At 59.1% G+C, this 14,934-nt stretch carries 14 protein-coding genes; 5 read left to right on the top strand and 9 right to left on the bottom strand.

The window, feature by feature from the left end:
• Positions 1 to 39: 39 nt before the first annotated feature.
• A complete protein-coding gene (locus tag GOV80_RS05015) occupies positions 40 to 399 on the bottom strand; it encodes a flagellar protein FlgN (protein WP_237215658.1) in 360 nt (119 codons plus the stop codon).
• On the bottom strand, positions 383 to 664 hold the full coding sequence (locus tag GOV80_RS05020) for a rod-binding protein (protein WP_170774867.1): 282 nt from the start codon (positions 662 to 664) through the stop codon (positions 383 to 385). The genes GOV80_RS05015 and GOV80_RS05020 overlap by 17 nt, the downstream gene beginning before the upstream one ends.
• A 111-nt stretch (positions 665 to 775) precedes the next feature.
• Between GOV80_RS05020 and GOV80_RS05025 the strand changes: the two genes are divergently transcribed.
• From GOV80_RS05025 to GOV80_RS05035, 3 genes are read left to right on the top strand one after another with little or no spacing between them, the layout of a single operon-like run.
• Positions 776 to 1,966 carry a flagellar hook-length control protein FliK gene (locus GOV80_RS05025; RefSeq protein ID WP_170783102.1) on the top strand — a complete coding sequence of 397 codons (1,191 nt, stop codon included), beginning with the start codon at positions 776 to 778 and terminating at the stop codon, positions 1,964 to 1,966.
• Between the two features lie 3 nt (positions 1,967 to 1,969).
• Positions 1,970 to 2,632 carry a flagellar hook capping FlgD N-terminal domain-containing protein gene (locus GOV80_RS05030; protein WP_170783103.1) on the top strand — a complete coding sequence of 221 codons (663 nt, stop codon included), beginning with the start codon at positions 1,970 to 1,972 and terminating at the stop codon, positions 2,630 to 2,632.
• Between the two features lie 55 nt (positions 2,633 to 2,687).
• On the top strand, positions 2,688 to 3,554 hold the full coding sequence (locus GOV80_RS05035) for a phosphotransferase family protein (RefSeq protein WP_336510121.1): 867 nt from the start codon (positions 2,688 to 2,690) through the stop codon (positions 3,552 to 3,554).
• Between the two features lie 5 nt (positions 3,555 to 3,559).
• Here the strand turns inward: GOV80_RS05035 and GOV80_RS05040 are convergent, their stop codons facing one another.
• The 5 genes from GOV80_RS05040 to GOV80_RS05060 all read right to left on the bottom strand — a co-directional run bounded on the left by GOV80_RS05040 (position 3,560) and on the right by GOV80_RS05060 (position 8,846).
• Positions 3,560 to 4,861, bottom strand: a complete 1,302-nt coding sequence (locus tag GOV80_RS05040; protein ID WP_170783104.1) for an NAD(P)/FAD-dependent oxidoreductase — start codon at positions 4,859 to 4,861, stop codon at positions 3,560 to 3,562.
• Positions 4,858 to 5,676 (bottom strand): ABC transporter permease, encoded by an 819-nt coding sequence (locus GOV80_RS05045; protein ID WP_170774875.1) that lies wholly within the window; start codon positions 5,674 to 5,676, stop codon positions 4,858 to 4,860. Before GOV80_RS05045 ends, GOV80_RS05040 begins: the two co-directional genes overlap by 4 nt.
• Positions 5,673 to 6,563, bottom strand: a complete 891-nt coding sequence (locus GOV80_RS05050; RefSeq protein WP_170774877.1) for an ABC transporter permease subunit — start codon at positions 6,561 to 6,563, stop codon at positions 5,673 to 5,675. Before GOV80_RS05050 ends, GOV80_RS05045 begins: the two co-directional genes overlap by 4 nt.
• Positions 6,563 to 7,690 (bottom strand): ABC transporter ATP-binding protein, encoded by a 1,128-nt coding sequence (locus tag GOV80_RS05055; RefSeq protein WP_170774879.1) that lies wholly within the window; start codon positions 7,688 to 7,690, stop codon positions 6,563 to 6,565. The genes GOV80_RS05050 and GOV80_RS05055 overlap by 1 nt, the downstream gene beginning before the upstream one ends.
• Before the next feature lie 70 nt (positions 7,691 to 7,760).
• The gene (locus tag GOV80_RS05060) at positions 7,761 to 8,846 is read right to left on the bottom strand and encodes a polyamine ABC transporter substrate-binding protein (protein ID WP_170774881.1); all 1,086 of its coding nucleotides are present in this window, start codon (positions 8,844 to 8,846) and stop codon (positions 7,761 to 7,763) included.
• A gap of 140 nt (positions 8,847 to 8,986) precedes the next feature.
• Between GOV80_RS05060 and GOV80_RS05065 the strand changes: the two genes are divergently transcribed.
• Positions 8,987 to 9,670 carry a GntR family transcriptional regulator gene (locus tag GOV80_RS05065; RefSeq protein ID WP_170774884.1) on the top strand — a complete coding sequence of 228 codons (684 nt, stop codon included), beginning with the start codon at positions 8,987 to 8,989 and terminating at the stop codon, positions 9,668 to 9,670.
• Positions 9,671 to 9,745: 75 nt separating this feature from the next.
• Positions 9,746 to 11,143: an aspartate aminotransferase family protein gene (locus GOV80_RS05070; RefSeq protein WP_170783105.1), complete on the top strand. Its 1,398-nt coding sequence runs from the start codon at positions 9,746 to 9,748 to the stop codon at positions 11,141 to 11,143.
• Positions 11,144 to 11,215: 72 nt separating this feature from the next.
• On the opposite strand, the gene GOV80_RS05075 is transcribed toward GOV80_RS05070, so the two are convergent.
• Both GOV80_RS05075 and rnr read right to left on the bottom strand, forming a co-directional pair.
• Entirely contained in the window at positions 11,216 to 12,514 is a 1,299-nt protein-coding gene (locus tag GOV80_RS05075; RefSeq protein ID WP_170783106.1) for a lytic murein transglycosylase, read from the bottom strand.
• A 145-nt stretch (positions 12,515 to 12,659) separates the two neighbouring features.
• Complete coding sequence (rnr, locus tag GOV80_RS05080) at positions 12,660 to 14,918, bottom strand: ribonuclease R (RefSeq protein WP_170783107.1); 2,259 nt, start codon at positions 14,916 to 14,918, stop codon at positions 12,660 to 12,662.
• Positions 14,919 to 14,934 lie beyond the last annotated feature (16 nt).

Below are 14,934 nucleotides of genomic sequence, written 5' to 3' on the forward strand. Positions count from 1 at the left end.
CCCTGGGCTGGAAATTTTGGATTTGAATCAAACCGCCACCTAGGCGCGTTTTTCCAGCTTGGCGTGGCTGCGCACGGCAAAATCGCTGCGCTGCCCGTCGGCACCATAGGTGCTGAATTCGCCGTGTACCCGGCGCAGTTCGGCCATGCGGTCTGCAACGGCGCGAATTCCGTCCGCTGCACTGCCAAGCAACGCCTGATTGCGCGCGACCTTGTCTTGCAGACGAATCAGATCTTCGCTGTCCAGCACCTGCAAATCATTGACTGCATCGATAAGCTTTTCCTTCTCGGGCGCCATCTGGGTCAGCTGATCCAGATCACCCTGCACCAGCGCGTTGCGCTCAAGGTCCAGAACCTCTTCCAAAGACTTAAGAAGCCCCATGTCAGGTTTGGTCATCATTGGTTGTCTCCATCATTGATTGAAACAGAATTTCCGACAGGCCCACGCCACCGGTTTCGGCCAGTTGGCGGGCCTGATGCTGGACAAGGAACGAGGAAAACTGATCTTCGCCCGCACCGCCTCCGAACGAACTGCGTGCCTCCCCCAACCCGGCGGAATTCAGCATTTCCGACAGGAATGCCGCCTCAAGCTCGACCGCTGCGGCCTTGATTCTATCCGCCGAGGACGCGGGCATTGCAGGGAAGGCTGGTGCTGTAATCTTCATCGCTTTCTCCGAAATTTGCATCGAACTTTCTCGATCAAAAAGGAAAGCAGTTAAAATAAACGTAACTTCCTGCGGGCAGGTTTGTGGCCAGACAACCTGAGTGGGAGCAAAATGCCCAATCCTCTTACAGCGGTGATGCCCGCCCAAAATAACGCCAAAATTTCTCCCCAACCTGCCGATGGTTCAGGACAAAAGGCCGATATGTCTTTTCAATCCGTTCTGGATGATCAGGCGCCGCCCGAGCAGAGCCTATCCGAATCGACAGAAGATCTTGTTTCTCTGCTGGATACCGAAACGGTGCCCGACTCGGATGGGCAAGAAGCCAAGGATCTGCAGATAGTCGTGGAAAAAGGTTTGCCTGTTGAAACAGGTTCGCAGACGATCAAATCGCACCCACTGTCGCGACCTGACGCTGCGCCGGCGGTTGCTGGGATTCCGCACAATTTGGCGGAAACGGGTGATTGCATACGATCTGACGAAGCTCTTGCAGAACCTCCGAAGCGCAATATGGGCGATCGACGCGCCGAGGTATCGCCTGTTTTCAACGATGACTTGCCTGAGGATTCACCAAATCTTCCGACATTGCCAAAAGCAGAGAGCAGGTCAGTTCCTGCTTTTGCAATCGCTGCGGCTCCAACGTCGTTTTCCGCAAAGAAGGAAGTTCTAACTTCGCCGATTTCCCAGGAGCCACATGTTGAGTCGGCTGCAAATCCAAAACCACCTGCTGCACCGACCCAAGTACCCAACCTAATGCAGATGCAACTTCTGGTATCGGAAAATGCCGCTGCACACACCGATTCAACTCCTCTCCCCGAGGTAGAGGACGGCCTGATCGTGAAGGAAACCGGCGCGACCGCATCGGTGCGCGATACGGCGACGACAAATCTGCCAGCGACCGCACGGTCCGAAGTTGCTCGGGCCATTGCCGGACAGATGGCGGCAGCGATCACCACACGGCCTCAATCAGGTGCGGTGGAAATCGCGCTGAACCCCGAAGAACTGGGGCGCGTCTCGATGGTTCTGAATGGGCGTGATGATGGGCTGCATCTGACCATCGCGGCGGAACGTCCCGAGACGCTGGACTTGATGCGCCGCCATCTTGCTGTGCTTGAGGCCGAGTTCAAAAGCCTCGGCTTCGGCGATCTGTCTTTCGATCTTGGCAACTCCGCCGACAAGGGACAGGACTCATCGGACTCCGGCGAAAACTCTATTTCTGAGACGGTACAATCCGAACTCACCTCTGCCACTCTCCAGCGCCCGGTCAACCTTGGCACGTCCGGGCGCATCGACATAAGGCTGTGACTCATGATCTCTCCTATCGCTTCAACCACGCAGAACGCCAATCCATTGGCGGCGTCCTCAGGTCAGACGGCCGCGCTGGCCTCGGATTTTGAAACCTTTTTGCTGATGCTGACCGCTCAGGCCCGTCACCAAGACCCGTTGGAGCCGCTGGATTCCTCGGAATACGCCGCACAACTGGCGCAGTTTTCGATGGTGGAACAACAGGTGCAGACAAATGACCTGCTGACGGCCCTGACCCTGTCGATGAGCAGCATGAATCTGGAGGAACTAGCCAGTTGGGTCGGCATGGATGTGCGCAGCACCTCTCCATTCCAGTTCGACGGCGCGCCGGTGACACTTTACGGCCAGGCCGCTCCGGCGGCGGACGGTGCCGTTCTGGTTATCCGCGACGCAGACGGGGCCGAGGTTGAACGGATCACCGTTCAAACCATCGATTCCGTGTTTGTCTGGGCTGGAACCAAAGAGGACGGCACGCCGCTTCCGGCTGGAACCTACTCTGCCGCATTGGAAAGCTATGACGGGGAAGAGGTTCTGTCGACGCAGCCCATGTCCTCATACGCGCAAGTGATCGAGGCTCAGGTGGGCGAGGATACGGTGTTGCTGACCCTCGAAAACGGGCAGGTCATACCGGCCGGTCTGGTCTCGGGCGTTCGAGCCGGAACTTGATCTGCGCGCCGGGACAGGCCAAAGCTGTGCAACGCGCGACTCAACTCCTGACCCGGTGATCCCTCTGCCCGCTTCAAACGCACCTCCGCCCCGCCTTGTGGATGATCTGTGCCGCTCAGGTCTGGTCGAGGCCGGTGCGCGTTTTCAGACCCTTTATGGCGGGCGCACCAATCAGGTCTGGAAGGTTCTGGGCGGAGACGGAGACAAGGTGCTCAAACTGTATCGTTCAGGGCTGCGCAATCCTCTGTTTCGAAACGATGCCCGGCTTGAGGCGCTCTGCCTTACGGAACTTGCCCCCACAGGGTTTGCCCCGCGCTTGCGGGCGGCGGGGCAGGATAGTGATGGGCATTGGGTGTTCTATGATCACGCGCCCGGTGCGCCCTGGCAAACCGGGGCCGCGCAGGTGGCTCAATTGCTGCGCAGGCTGCACAGTATGGAAATCCGGATTGACGCACCCGACGGATGCAATGGCAGCGACGACCTACGGGATCATACGCGGCGCATTCTGGGTCTGTGCAAGACACAAGTTCGCCAGCGGTTGGAACAGCTTTGCCCGCAGACCCATGTTGCCGCCACGCCGGACACGTGCCTCATCCATGGCGACCCGGTAGCCGGAAACATCCTGGTTTCGGATATGAGTCTGACGCTGATTGACTGGCAATGCCCAGCGCTGGGGGACCCCTGCGAAGATATCGCCTTGTTCCTGTCCCCAGCTATGCAGCGCCTCTATCGCGGGGCACCCTTGACGCCCGAGGAGGAGGAGGCGTTTCTGACCTCCTATGACCAGCCTCAAATCCTCGCGCGTTTCAACGCGCTGCGCCCCTGGTATGCATGGCGGATGGCGGCCTATTGCTTGTGGCGGATCGAGAACGGGGCCGACGATTATGCCGCCGGGCTAGAACTGGAAATCGCGTCCCTCTGACCGCGCTACAAATCCGCAAGCCCCATCATCGCGTAGGCAGGCGGCATCAGGGCGCGTCGCCACCGCCCCAGGGGGAACCGACCGGGCCTGCGGGTCATCGGCTCTGGCAAGTCCGGGTTATGCCCCAAAGCCAGTTGAGCCAGAGCCCGTCCGCAAAAGCTTCCCATCGCGACACCGTTGCCGTGATAAGCAAACCCGGCGAACATGCCAGGCTGATCTGGCACCGGACCGGCATAGGGCATCAGGTTGCGGGACAGGCACACCATCCCCGACCACATATGAGTGACGTCCACCCCGCGCCACTCGGGAAACATCGCCGCAAAGTCATGGCGAACCTTTTGGCGAATGGCGGCCTCGGCACGCGACGAGGACCGAAGGCCGCCGCGCATTCCGAACAGGAACCGACGATCCGGCATCAGGCGGAAATAGTGCAACAAATTCCGGGTGTCATATGACATCTGATCCGAAGTCCAACCCTGCGCCTGCAGTTCGGCCTGCGTCAAAGGCCGCGTCACCAGAACGGTCGACTGCGCAGGCAAATAACGCCCAGACATCCAGGCCGGAACATCCTCGCTGGAATATCCGTTGGTGCAGATCAAAACATTTGTCGCCTGTATCCGGCCAGTTGGCGTCTGGACATCAAAGCCGTTCGCTGTTTTGACAATTTTTGACACCGGGCTTCTCTGAAAGAGCTGGGCGCCGCGCGCTTTGGCGGCGTCTGCCAGCCCGTACAGGTACTTCCTTGGGTTCAGACCAAACCCGACGGGGGTGGTATATCCGCCATGGAACGCGCCACCGAACCCCAAGGCGGGCAAGTCTGCAGCTTCGTGCAAGACACCCGAGGTCTCGGCGCTTTTCCTCAGCCTCTCCATTGCCCGCGCATTGTGCGCCAGTTGGGTTTCACCTTTGGAATGGGTATCGGCGTCGATTTCATAACTGCTCAGAAGATCGGCGACCAAATGCACGGCATCTTCCTCGGCCTGCGCATAGCCCGCTGTCGCCGCCTCACCGAACAGACGGGTCATGGCCTTGGGGTTAAGCTTCGACCCGCCCAGGCAACAAAACCCACCATTTCGGCCAGACGCCCCCCAGCCGGGCGTTTCGGCCTCAAGCACAGCGACGGATGCCCCGGCCTTGGTCAGATGCAACGCGGCGGACAGGCCAGTGAAACCCGCGCCAACAATGGCTACGTCAACGACCAAATCCCCAGACTGTTCCGGCCAATTGGGGGCGGCAATTGTTTCGTCCCACCAGCATCCCTGCCTTGGGCCGGGACCATAGGTATAGTCCGGAAACAGCCGTTTCATTCGGCCCGTGCCGCGGCCATTTCATCCTGCTTTTGTCGCATCATGGCGCGTTTTGTCACCAGCGACGCGGTAATGACGCCCACTGTCACGACGGCGATCATCAACGTTGACAGCGCGTTGATCTCGGGGCTGACGCCCAGCCTGACCGCCGAGAAAATCTTGATCGGCAAGGTCGTCGCCGACGGCCCCGAGGTAAAGGACGCAATCACCAGATCATCCAGCGACAGGGTAAAGGCCAGCAACCAGCCGGAAATCACGGCAGGCGCAATGATCGGCAATGTCACTAGGCGAAACGCTTGCGCGGGCGAACAACCAAGGTCCAGAGCGGCCTCTTCCAGCGACTGATCGAACGTCACCAAACGCGACGAGACAACGACCGAGACGAAACACATCGAAAAGGTCGTATGCGCCAGAACGATGGTCAGGATACCGCGATCCAGCCCGATGCCGATGAACAGCAGCAGCAGCGACAGGCCGGTGATTACCTCGGGCATCACCAGAGGGGCGTAGATCATACCGGAGAACAGCGTTCGACCGAAGAAACGCCCCCCACGCACCAGCACATAGGCGGCGGCGGTGCCCAGAATGGTCGCCAGCGTAGATGAGAACACAGCCACCCGGATTGTCACCCATGCCGCATCCAGAAACGCCTCGTTCTGGACCAGCTCACCATACCATTTGGTCGAGAAGCCAGCCCAGACGGTGACCAGCTTGCTTTCGTTGAAGGAAAAGATGATCAGAATGATCATCGGGATATAGAGGAACGCAAATCCCAGCGTCAGCGAGACCGCGTTGAACCAGCTCAGCCTGTTCATTGCTCGGCCTCCGTCTGTTTCTGCTGGTTGCGCTGGAACAGCACGATTGGGATCACAAGGATCAGCAGCAGCACTACGGCCACGGCGCTCGCCACGGGCCAGTCGCGGTTCGAGAAGAACTCCTCCCACAAAACCTTGCCGATCATCAATGTGCCTGACCCACCCAGAAGCGAGGGGATGACGAATTCGCCAATCACCGGGATCATCACAAGGAAACAGCCTGCTATGATACCGGGGCGCGACAGCGGGATTGTCACAAGCCAAAAGGCTTGAACCCGCGAACAACCAAGGTCTTCGGCGGCCTCGATCAGAGATTCGTCCATCCGTTCCAGCGCCGAATAGATCGGCAGGATCATGAACGGCAGATAGGTGTAGACGATGCCGATATAGACGGCAGTGTTGGTGTTCAGAATGGTCAGCGGGGTCGAGATCAGCCCTGTCCACAGCAGCAACTGGTTCAGATAACCTTCGTTCGACAGGATACCCATCCACGCATAAACGCGGATCAGGAACGAGGTCCAGAAGGGCAGGATCACCAGCATCATCAGCGTCGGGCGCCACTCGGCAGGCGCGCGGGCCATGCCATAGGCGATCGGATACCCCACCAGCAGGGTCAAAAACGTCGAAATCAGAGCGATTTTTACGCTGGACAGGTAGGCTTTCCAGTAAAGGTCATCCTCGGTCAGCCAGACATAGTTTTCCAGGTCAAGCTGGCTGAAGAAATCCTTGATGCCCGACCAGCCCTGCGAAAAATCCAGCGTCGGCGTATAAGGCGGAATCGCCAGCGCGATATCCGACAGCGAGATTTTCAGGACGATGAAGAACGGCACCAAGAACAGCGCCAGCAGCCAGACATAGGGGACGGCGATCAGAAAGGCGCGGCGCATCAGTCGGCCAGCAGAACCGCAGCCGTTGCTGTCCAGGACAGCCAGACCGGGTCTTCCCACGTGAATGAACGGCGCGAGATACGGCGGGTATTGGCCGTCTGCGCCTTGATGATCGTGCCGTTGGGCAATTCGACGTGATAGGTGGACAGGTTCCCCAAATAGGCGATGTCATGGACCTTGCCTTGCACCGCATTGATCGCGTCCGCCGGGCGGTCGGCCGAGATAGTTACCTTCTCGGGGCGGATGGCCAGATGACAGGCCTGCCCCCGCGCAAACCCTTTGGCCGAGGTCGCGGTCAACGGGGCCTGCCCTTCGGCCCAATCGATCTGATAGGTGTCTTCACCATTGGCGGTGGCGCGGCCTTCAATGATGTTCACGTCGCCAATAAAGTCTGCGACATAGACCGAGTTGGGGTTCTCATAAATCCGGTCCGGCGTGGCGACTTGCATCAGCTGTCCCTGATCCATAACGGCCACGCGGCTGGCCACGGTCATAGCTTCCTCCTGATCGTGGGTCACGATGACAAAGGTGGTGCCGGTCTTTTCCTGAATATCCATCAGCTCGAACTGCGTGTCCTGCCGCAGCTTCTTGTCCAGCGCGCCCAACGGTTCGTCCAGCAGCAATAGTTTTGGCGCTTTCGCCAAAGACCGTGCTAAAGCGACCCGCTGCCGCTGCCCGCCCGAGATCTGGTGCGGTTTACGACGCGCGAATTGCGTCAGCCGGGTCAGGCGCAGCATTTCTTCGACTCTGTCCTCAAGGTCGCGTTTGGGCATGTTGTCCCGGCGCAGACCAAAGGCGATGTTTTCCCAGATGCTCAGATGCGGGAACAGTGCATAGGATTGGAACATCATGTTCACCGCCCGCTTGTTCGGTGGGATCGGGTCGATATCCTGACCGCCCAACATGATGTGGCCTTCGGTGGGCGTCTCGAACCCGGCCAACATCCGCATCATTGTGGTCTTGCCGCAGCCCGAAGGCCCCAGAAGAGCGAAAAATTCTTTCTCGAAAATATCCAGAGACAGGTTGTCGATTGCCGTAAAGTCTCCAAACCGCTTGGTGACATTCTGGAATTGGATCAAGGGTTTCGCCTGTGGGTCTTCCCACGGCGCAAAGACGTCAGAGTTCACTACAGCCCCCGTTCGGCAATCTTGGGAAAAACGGCAGGGCGGAAAACCCGCCCTGCCTTAGGAAATCGGATCAGGTACCCGATTTGATCTTGGTCCACAGACGGGTCACAACCCGCTGCGTTTTTGCCGGGTAGGGCGTGGTGATGTAGAGATTCTGCATCGTTGCGTCGTCCGGATAGATCGCCGGATCGCCGATCACGTCTTCCTCAAGAAACTCTTGCGAGGCCTTGTTGCCATTGGCGTAGTACACATAGTTCGACGCCGCAGCCATGTTGTTGGCATCCAGGATGAAGTTCAGGAACTTATGCGCACCTTCCGGGTTCGGTGCATCCGCCGGAATCGCCATCTGGTCGAACCACATCAGCGAGCCTTCGGCGAAGGGGTGATATTCAATCTCGACTCCGTTGTCGGCCTCGGCGGCACGGTCACGGGCCTGAAGAATATCACCCGACCAACCCACGGCCACGCAGATATCGCCATTGGCCAGCGCGTTAATGTATTCCGAGCTGTGGAATTTCTGGATGTAGGGGCGCACGCTGGTCAGCACTTCTTCGACCTTGCCGATCACCTTGGGATCATGGCTGTCAGGGTCTTCGCCCAAAAATTGCAGCGTCATCGGAATCATTTCCGCGGGCGCATCCAGGAAATGAACGCCGCAACCGGCCAGCTTTTCCATATTCTCAGGTTTCAGCACTAGTTCCATGCTATTCAGCGCAACATCGTCGCCCAGCAGCTCACGCACTTTGCCAACATTCACACCGATCCCGGTGGTGCCCCACATGTAGTTGATCGAATAGGCGTTGTCGGGGTCATAGCCCGCAGTGCGTTCCTGAATGACATCCCAAAGGTTGCCTGAATTGTCCAACTGCGACGTATCCAGTTGCTGGAAAGCCCCAGCCTGGATCTGGCGCTGAAGGAATGTGCCCGAGGGCACAACCACATCATAGCCCGATCCGCCAGCCAGCATTTTGGTTTCCAAAACTTCGTTGCTGTCGAACACATCGTAGATCAGCGTCAGGCCGGTTTCGGCCTCGAACTTCTCCAGCAGCTCCTCGTCGATATAGTCCGACCAATTGTAGACACGCACCTCTTCGGCGAAGGCCGCCGAAGTCCCCAATGCGATGACCGCTGTCAGTGTCAGCGTTTTGATTGACATTTTCTTCTCCCTGCAAGTGTGCGGGTATTTTCCCGTTTTTTTGGATTTGATCAAGTTTTGCGTTTTCCCCCGATCCATCGTATGGTTTCACGAGGTCAGATTCCTGGCAAGTCAACATAGTCGAAAATAGGGTAAACCACTTGGATTTGATCAAAAATAAGGCGGTTTCACAGGTCTCCGGGGATCAGAAACAGCCGGCGCATGAACAGGTCTATCAGACACTGCGCGCACAGATCATGTACGGCGATCTGGTGCCCGGACAGCCTGTCACCATACAAGGACTGACTGATTCGCTTGGAGTTGGCATGACCCCTGTACGCGAGGCGATCCGAAGGCTGATCTCGGACGGCGCACTGGTGTTTCAAGGCAACCGTCGGGTCAGTGTACCTTTGCTGAAGGACAGTGATGTCGGGCAAATGATTTTCGCAAGAATTGCAATAGAATCAGAGCTTTCCAGACGTGCGACCCTTAACATGAGCAAGGCCGAGATAGACGCGCTCGCCCGCATCGATCAACGATTGGACCGCACCATCGCGGACGGAGATGTCGGCGGCTATCTGCGCCTGAACCACCAGTTCCACCAAACTCTGTACGCTCATGCTGACGCCCCGATTCTGAACGATTTGGCCGAAAGTCTGTGGCTTCGGTTCGGCCCGTCCCTACGAGTCGTATGCGGCCGGTTCGGAACTCAAAGCCTGCCGGATCGCCATAAGGACATCGTCTCGGCACTGCGTGATCAAGACCCCCAGCGCGTTGCAAAAGCCACCGCGCAAGACATCGAACAAGGGATGGAACTGATGGCCGGAGCACTATCGACGTCCTAGAATAATGCGATTCGATTGACAGGGGAAAATTTGATCATATTGTGATCGCCAACCGCTCTTGCAGGAGATTCCCCGATGTCGACCATCACCAACCACATGCCGACCGCCGAGTTGCAGGCGCTGGACGCTGCCCACCATATGCACCCTTTCTCGACCAATGCTGACCTGAGCAAGGACGGTGTGCGCGTCATTACCCGTGCCAAAGGTATCTATTTGTCCGACAGTGAAGGGGAACAGATTCTGGATGCCATGGCCGGGCTTTGGTGCGTGAATATCGGCTATGGCCGCGATGAACTGGCGGATGCCGCCGCCCGCCAAATGCGCGAGCTTCCCTACTACAACACCTTCTTCAAGACGACCCATGTTCCCGCCATCGCCTTGGCCAACAAACTGGCCGAACTGGCGCCAGACGATCTGAACCATGTGTTTTTCGCAGGCAGCGGGTCCGAGGCAAATGACACCAATATCCGCCTCGTTCGCACCTATTGGGCCGAAAAAGGCCAGCCTGACAAGAATATCATCATCAGCCGCCACAACGCCTATCACGGCTCATCCGTAGGCTCAGCGTCGCTTGGCGGAATGGCTGGGATGCATGCTCAGGGCGGCATTCCGATCCCAAATGTCCATCATATCAATCAACCCAACTGGTGGGCCGAGGGCGGCGACATGGCGCCAGAAGAGTTCGGCCTGGCCCGTGCGCGTGAATTGGAAGAGGCGATTCTGGAGTTGGGCGAAAACCGCGTTGCAGCCTTCATCGCCGAACCCGTGCAGGGCGCGGGTGGCGTGATTGTAGCTCCCGAAACCTATTGGCCGGAAATCCAGCGCATCTGCGACAAATACGAAATCCTGCTGATCGCCGATGAGGTGATCTGCGGCTTCGGTCGCACCGGAAGCTGGTTCGGCTCACAAACCATGGGCATCCGCCCGCACATCATGACCATCGCCAAGGGCCTAAGCTCGGGCTACGCCCCCATCGGCGGGTCCATCGTCAACGACGACATCGCCAAAGTTATCGGCGATACCGAATTCAACCACGGCTATACCTATTCCGGTCACCCTGTTGCCGCTGCCGTGGCGTTGGAAAACCTGCGCATCCTCGAAGAGGAACGCATAGTGGACCACGTCCGCGACGTCGCCGCCCCCTACCTGAAAAAAAAATGGGAAGCTCTGACCAGCCACCCGCTGGTGGGTGAAGCGAAAATTGTCGGCATGATGGGCTCAATCGCCCTAACCCCGGACAAATCCAGCCGTGCAAAATTCGCATCCGAAGCTGGAACGATCGGCTTGATCTGCCGCGAGCGCTGCTTTGCCAACAATCTGATCATGCGCCATGTCGGCGACCGCATGATTATCTCGCCACCGCTGATTGTGACACCTGCGGATATCGACGAAATGTTCCTGCGCATCCACAAATCACTGGACGAAGCGCATGCAGAAATCACCAAACAGGGATTGATGAGAGCCGCCAATTGATCCGCGCAGCTTCATCTGGCCAAAAATATCTCGGGGGAGTCGCGGCCTGCCGCGGCGGGGGCAGCGCCCCCTTTACCTCAACCGCTCAAGCAACCGCAGGGACGGGTAGCCATCCGGCACCAACCCCTGCGCGAGCTGATATTCTCGCACAGCATTGACCGTATTTGGGCCCGTGCGTCCATCCACGCCCTGCGTATCAAACCCGGCTTCAGTCAAGCGGGTCTGAAGCTCTTTCTTCTCGGTAAAGCTCAGCACCCGGTCGCCACGTGGCCACGCGCCTTGAAACGGCGCGCCACCCGCCAAACGGTCCGACAGGTGCCCGACCCCGATCACATAGGCATCCGCGCTATTGTACTTCTCGATCACCCGGAAATTGTCGAAGACCATCAACGCAACCCCCTGCCCACCAGCAGGCAGCAGGATCGCGGCCTTACCATGGTTGGGAACCGCACGGCCTTGCGGTGTCACCACCCCCTGCCGCGCCCATTGCGATGGTTTCAGAGTATAATCCCGCCGCGCCTGGCTATAGTCGAACCCTTCAGGCAACCGCACTTCGACCCCCCAGGGCTGACCCTTTTTCCACCCATGGCGCGCCAGATAAGACGCGGCCGAGGCTAGTGCATCCGTTGGATCATCGGCCCAGATATCCCTGCGACCATCGCGGTCGAAATCCACCGCATGTTCCAGATACGAGGTCGGCATGAACTGCGTATGCCCCATCGCACCCGCCCAACTTCCAACCATATTGGACGGCGCTACATCCCCGGCCTCGACTATCTGCAAAGCCGCAACCAGCTGCGCCTCGAAAAACTGCGCGCGGCGGGCGTCAAAGGCCAATGTCGCCAGCGAGCGGATCGTCTGATCCCCGCCTTTGAATGATCCATACGAGGTCTCAAGCCCCCAGATCGCGGTCACAACCTCTTTTTCGACGCCATATTTCTTTTCGATCTTGTTCAGGGTTTGACTGTAGTCATCCAACCCGGCACGCCCACCAGCGATGCGTTTGCTCGACACAGCGGAATCCAGATAGTCCCAGATCGGTTTTGAGAACTCGGCCTGATTGCGGTCCCGTTTGATGACGTCCTTGTCATAGGTCAGCCCGGTCAGTGACCGGTCCAAAGTACCCGCCGAAATCCCCTGTTCCAGCGCCCGTTTGCGAAAGGCGCCCAACCATGCCTGAAAGCGTGCGTTTCCTTCGGTTGCCACCCGATACTCCTGTGTCGATGGCCGCAAGGCCGGACGCAGCGAAACCGTCACATCCGCCGAGGCCACCTGAAAAGCCCCTGACCCGTCTTCTGCGTGACCCGGCGATACCTGCAAAAGGGACGCCCATAGCGCGACGGTCACGGCGCCGCTGATGCTTTTACGCATGTCGAATGTCCTGATTACTGCTCAAGGCCAAGAATAGCGCAAAACGGGAAATTCACAAAGCGCGCAAAAGACCGATGCGCCGTGTTTTGCCCAGCGAACGCATGCTGACGGCACCGGTTCGTGACCTGAGGCCCGGCCAGGGCGCCTACTTCTGCCGGCGCTTGCGTTCGACCTTGCGCTTGATCTTTTCTTTCTTTCGCTTGTTGCTGAGCGCCTTTCGCCGCGCGCCGCGTTTCACCGGACCCCGCCCACGCGGCAGGGTCTGATCGTCGATGGACAGCAGCTCCAGCTCCAGCCCGCCCGTAACCGGCGTCGCCTCAGTCAGGCGCACGGTGACGCGTTGGCCGATGGCGATAATCAGCCCGGTGTCTGATCCCATCAGCGTCCCGGCCTCGCGGTCGAAATGAAAAAACTCACGCCCCAAGGATCGCACGGGCACCAACCCATCAGCGCCGGTTTCGTCCATTTTCACAAAGGCCCCGAACCGCGCAATACCACTGATACGGCCGGTGAACTCGTTACCCACCCGCTCGCTCAGATAGGCGGCCAGATAGCGGTCGGTTGTGTCACGCTCGGCCATCATCGAACGCCGCTCGGTGTCCGAGATATGGGTGGCGGTTTCGTCCAGCCGCGCGATTTCATCTTCGGTCAGCCCATCCTTGTCCCAGCCATGGGCCGAGATCAGCGCGCGATGCACGATCAGGTCCGCATAGCGGCGGATGGGCGAGGTGAAATGTGCATAATTCCGCAGCGCCAGACCGAAATGGCCGAAGTTTTCGGGGTTGTAATAGGCCTGTGCCATCGACCGCAGGGTCGTCAGGTTGATCAGTTCCGCATCTTCGGTTCCAGCAGCGGCGTTCAGCAGCGCGTTGAGGTGGCGGGTTTGCAGCACCTGCCCTTTCGCAAGGTTCAAACCGGCAGCCTGAGCCGTTTCCCGCAGGCTCTCCAGTTTCTCGGGCGCGGGTTCTTCGTGGACGCGGAACAGCAGCGGGCGGCGTTTGGCAATCAGCGTCTCAGCAGCAGCCACGTTGGCGAGGATCATGAACTCTTCGATCAACTTATGAGCATCCAGCCGGTCGCGAAACGCCACGCTGGTCACTTCGCCGGTGTCGCTGAGGACGATCTTGCGTTCGGGCAGGTCCAGCTCCAATGGCTGTCGCACCGCACGCGCGGATTTCAACGCGGCATAAGCGGCATAGAGCGGCTTCAGAACTGTCTCTAACAGTGGGCCGGTGCGATCATTCGGCGACCCGTCGATGGCCTCCTGCACCTCAGCATAGTGCAGTGACGCGGCCGACCGCATCAGCCCCCGTACAAAACGATGACCGATCTTGTTGCCTTCGGCGTCGATCTGCATCCGCACGGCGATACAGGCGCGCGGGACGCCTTCGTGCAGTGAACACAGATCGCCCGACAGACGGTCGGGCAGCATTGGAACCACGCGGTCTGGGAAATAGCTGGAATTGCCGCGCTTGCGTGCCTCACGGTCCAGCGCGGTGCCGGGCTGCACATAGGCGGCGACATCGGCGATGGCGACCCAGATCACATGGCCGCCGGGGTTCTTGGGGTCGTCATCGGCGTGCGCGTAACAGGCGTCGTCATGATCCCGCGCGTCCGAAGGGTCGATGGTCAGCAGCGGCATATCCCGCAGGTCCTCGCGCCCTTTCAGACCGACGGGTTTGGCCTTGTCGGCCTCGGCGATCACCTTGTCCGGGAAGTCGTCGGGGATACCATGCTGGTGGATCGCAATCAGCGACACCGCCTTGGGCGCGGTTGGATCGCCCAATCGTTCTACGATGCGGGCGCGGGGCAGGCCCATGCGGTTCTTGGGCCCAGCCTGTTCGGCCTCGACCAGTTCCCCATCCTTTGCGCCATGCACCGCACCATCGGGAACAAGCCACTCATTCTGGCCCGCTTTGTCGATGGGCACGATCCGCCCGCCCTCGGCCCCTTTGCGGAAGATGCCGACGATCTTGCGCGGGTTGGTGCCAATGCGGCGGATCAGGCGGGCTTCATAATTGTGGTCTTCCTCATGCACCACGGTCAGGCGGGCCAAAATCCGGTCGCCCTCGCCCAGCGCAGGGTCACTGGCGCGGGTGATCAGCAGCACAACAGGCTCGACCCCTTCGCCATGCCACTCCAGCGGACGAGCGAACAGATCGCCATCCGCGTTCGGAGCCTTCACCTGCAGCACACTGACCGGCGGCAGACGATCCGGGTCGCCATAGCTGCGCTTGCGCTTTTCCAGATGGCCGTCGGCCTCAAGCTCGCGCAGGATGCGTTTCAGGTCGATCCGCGCCGCGCCCTTGATCCCAAAGGCTTTGGCGATATCACGTTTCGAGGTCAGGGTGGGGTTCGCCGAGATCCAGTCAAGGACCTCCTGCTTGGTGGGTATGCGACTCATATATTTGGCGTAACAC

The sequence above is a fragment of the Ruegeria lacuscaerulensis genome, from assembly GCF_013034685.1.
GTDB lineage: Bacteria > Pseudomonadota > Alphaproteobacteria > Rhodobacterales > Rhodobacteraceae > Ruegeria > Ruegeria lacuscaerulensis_B.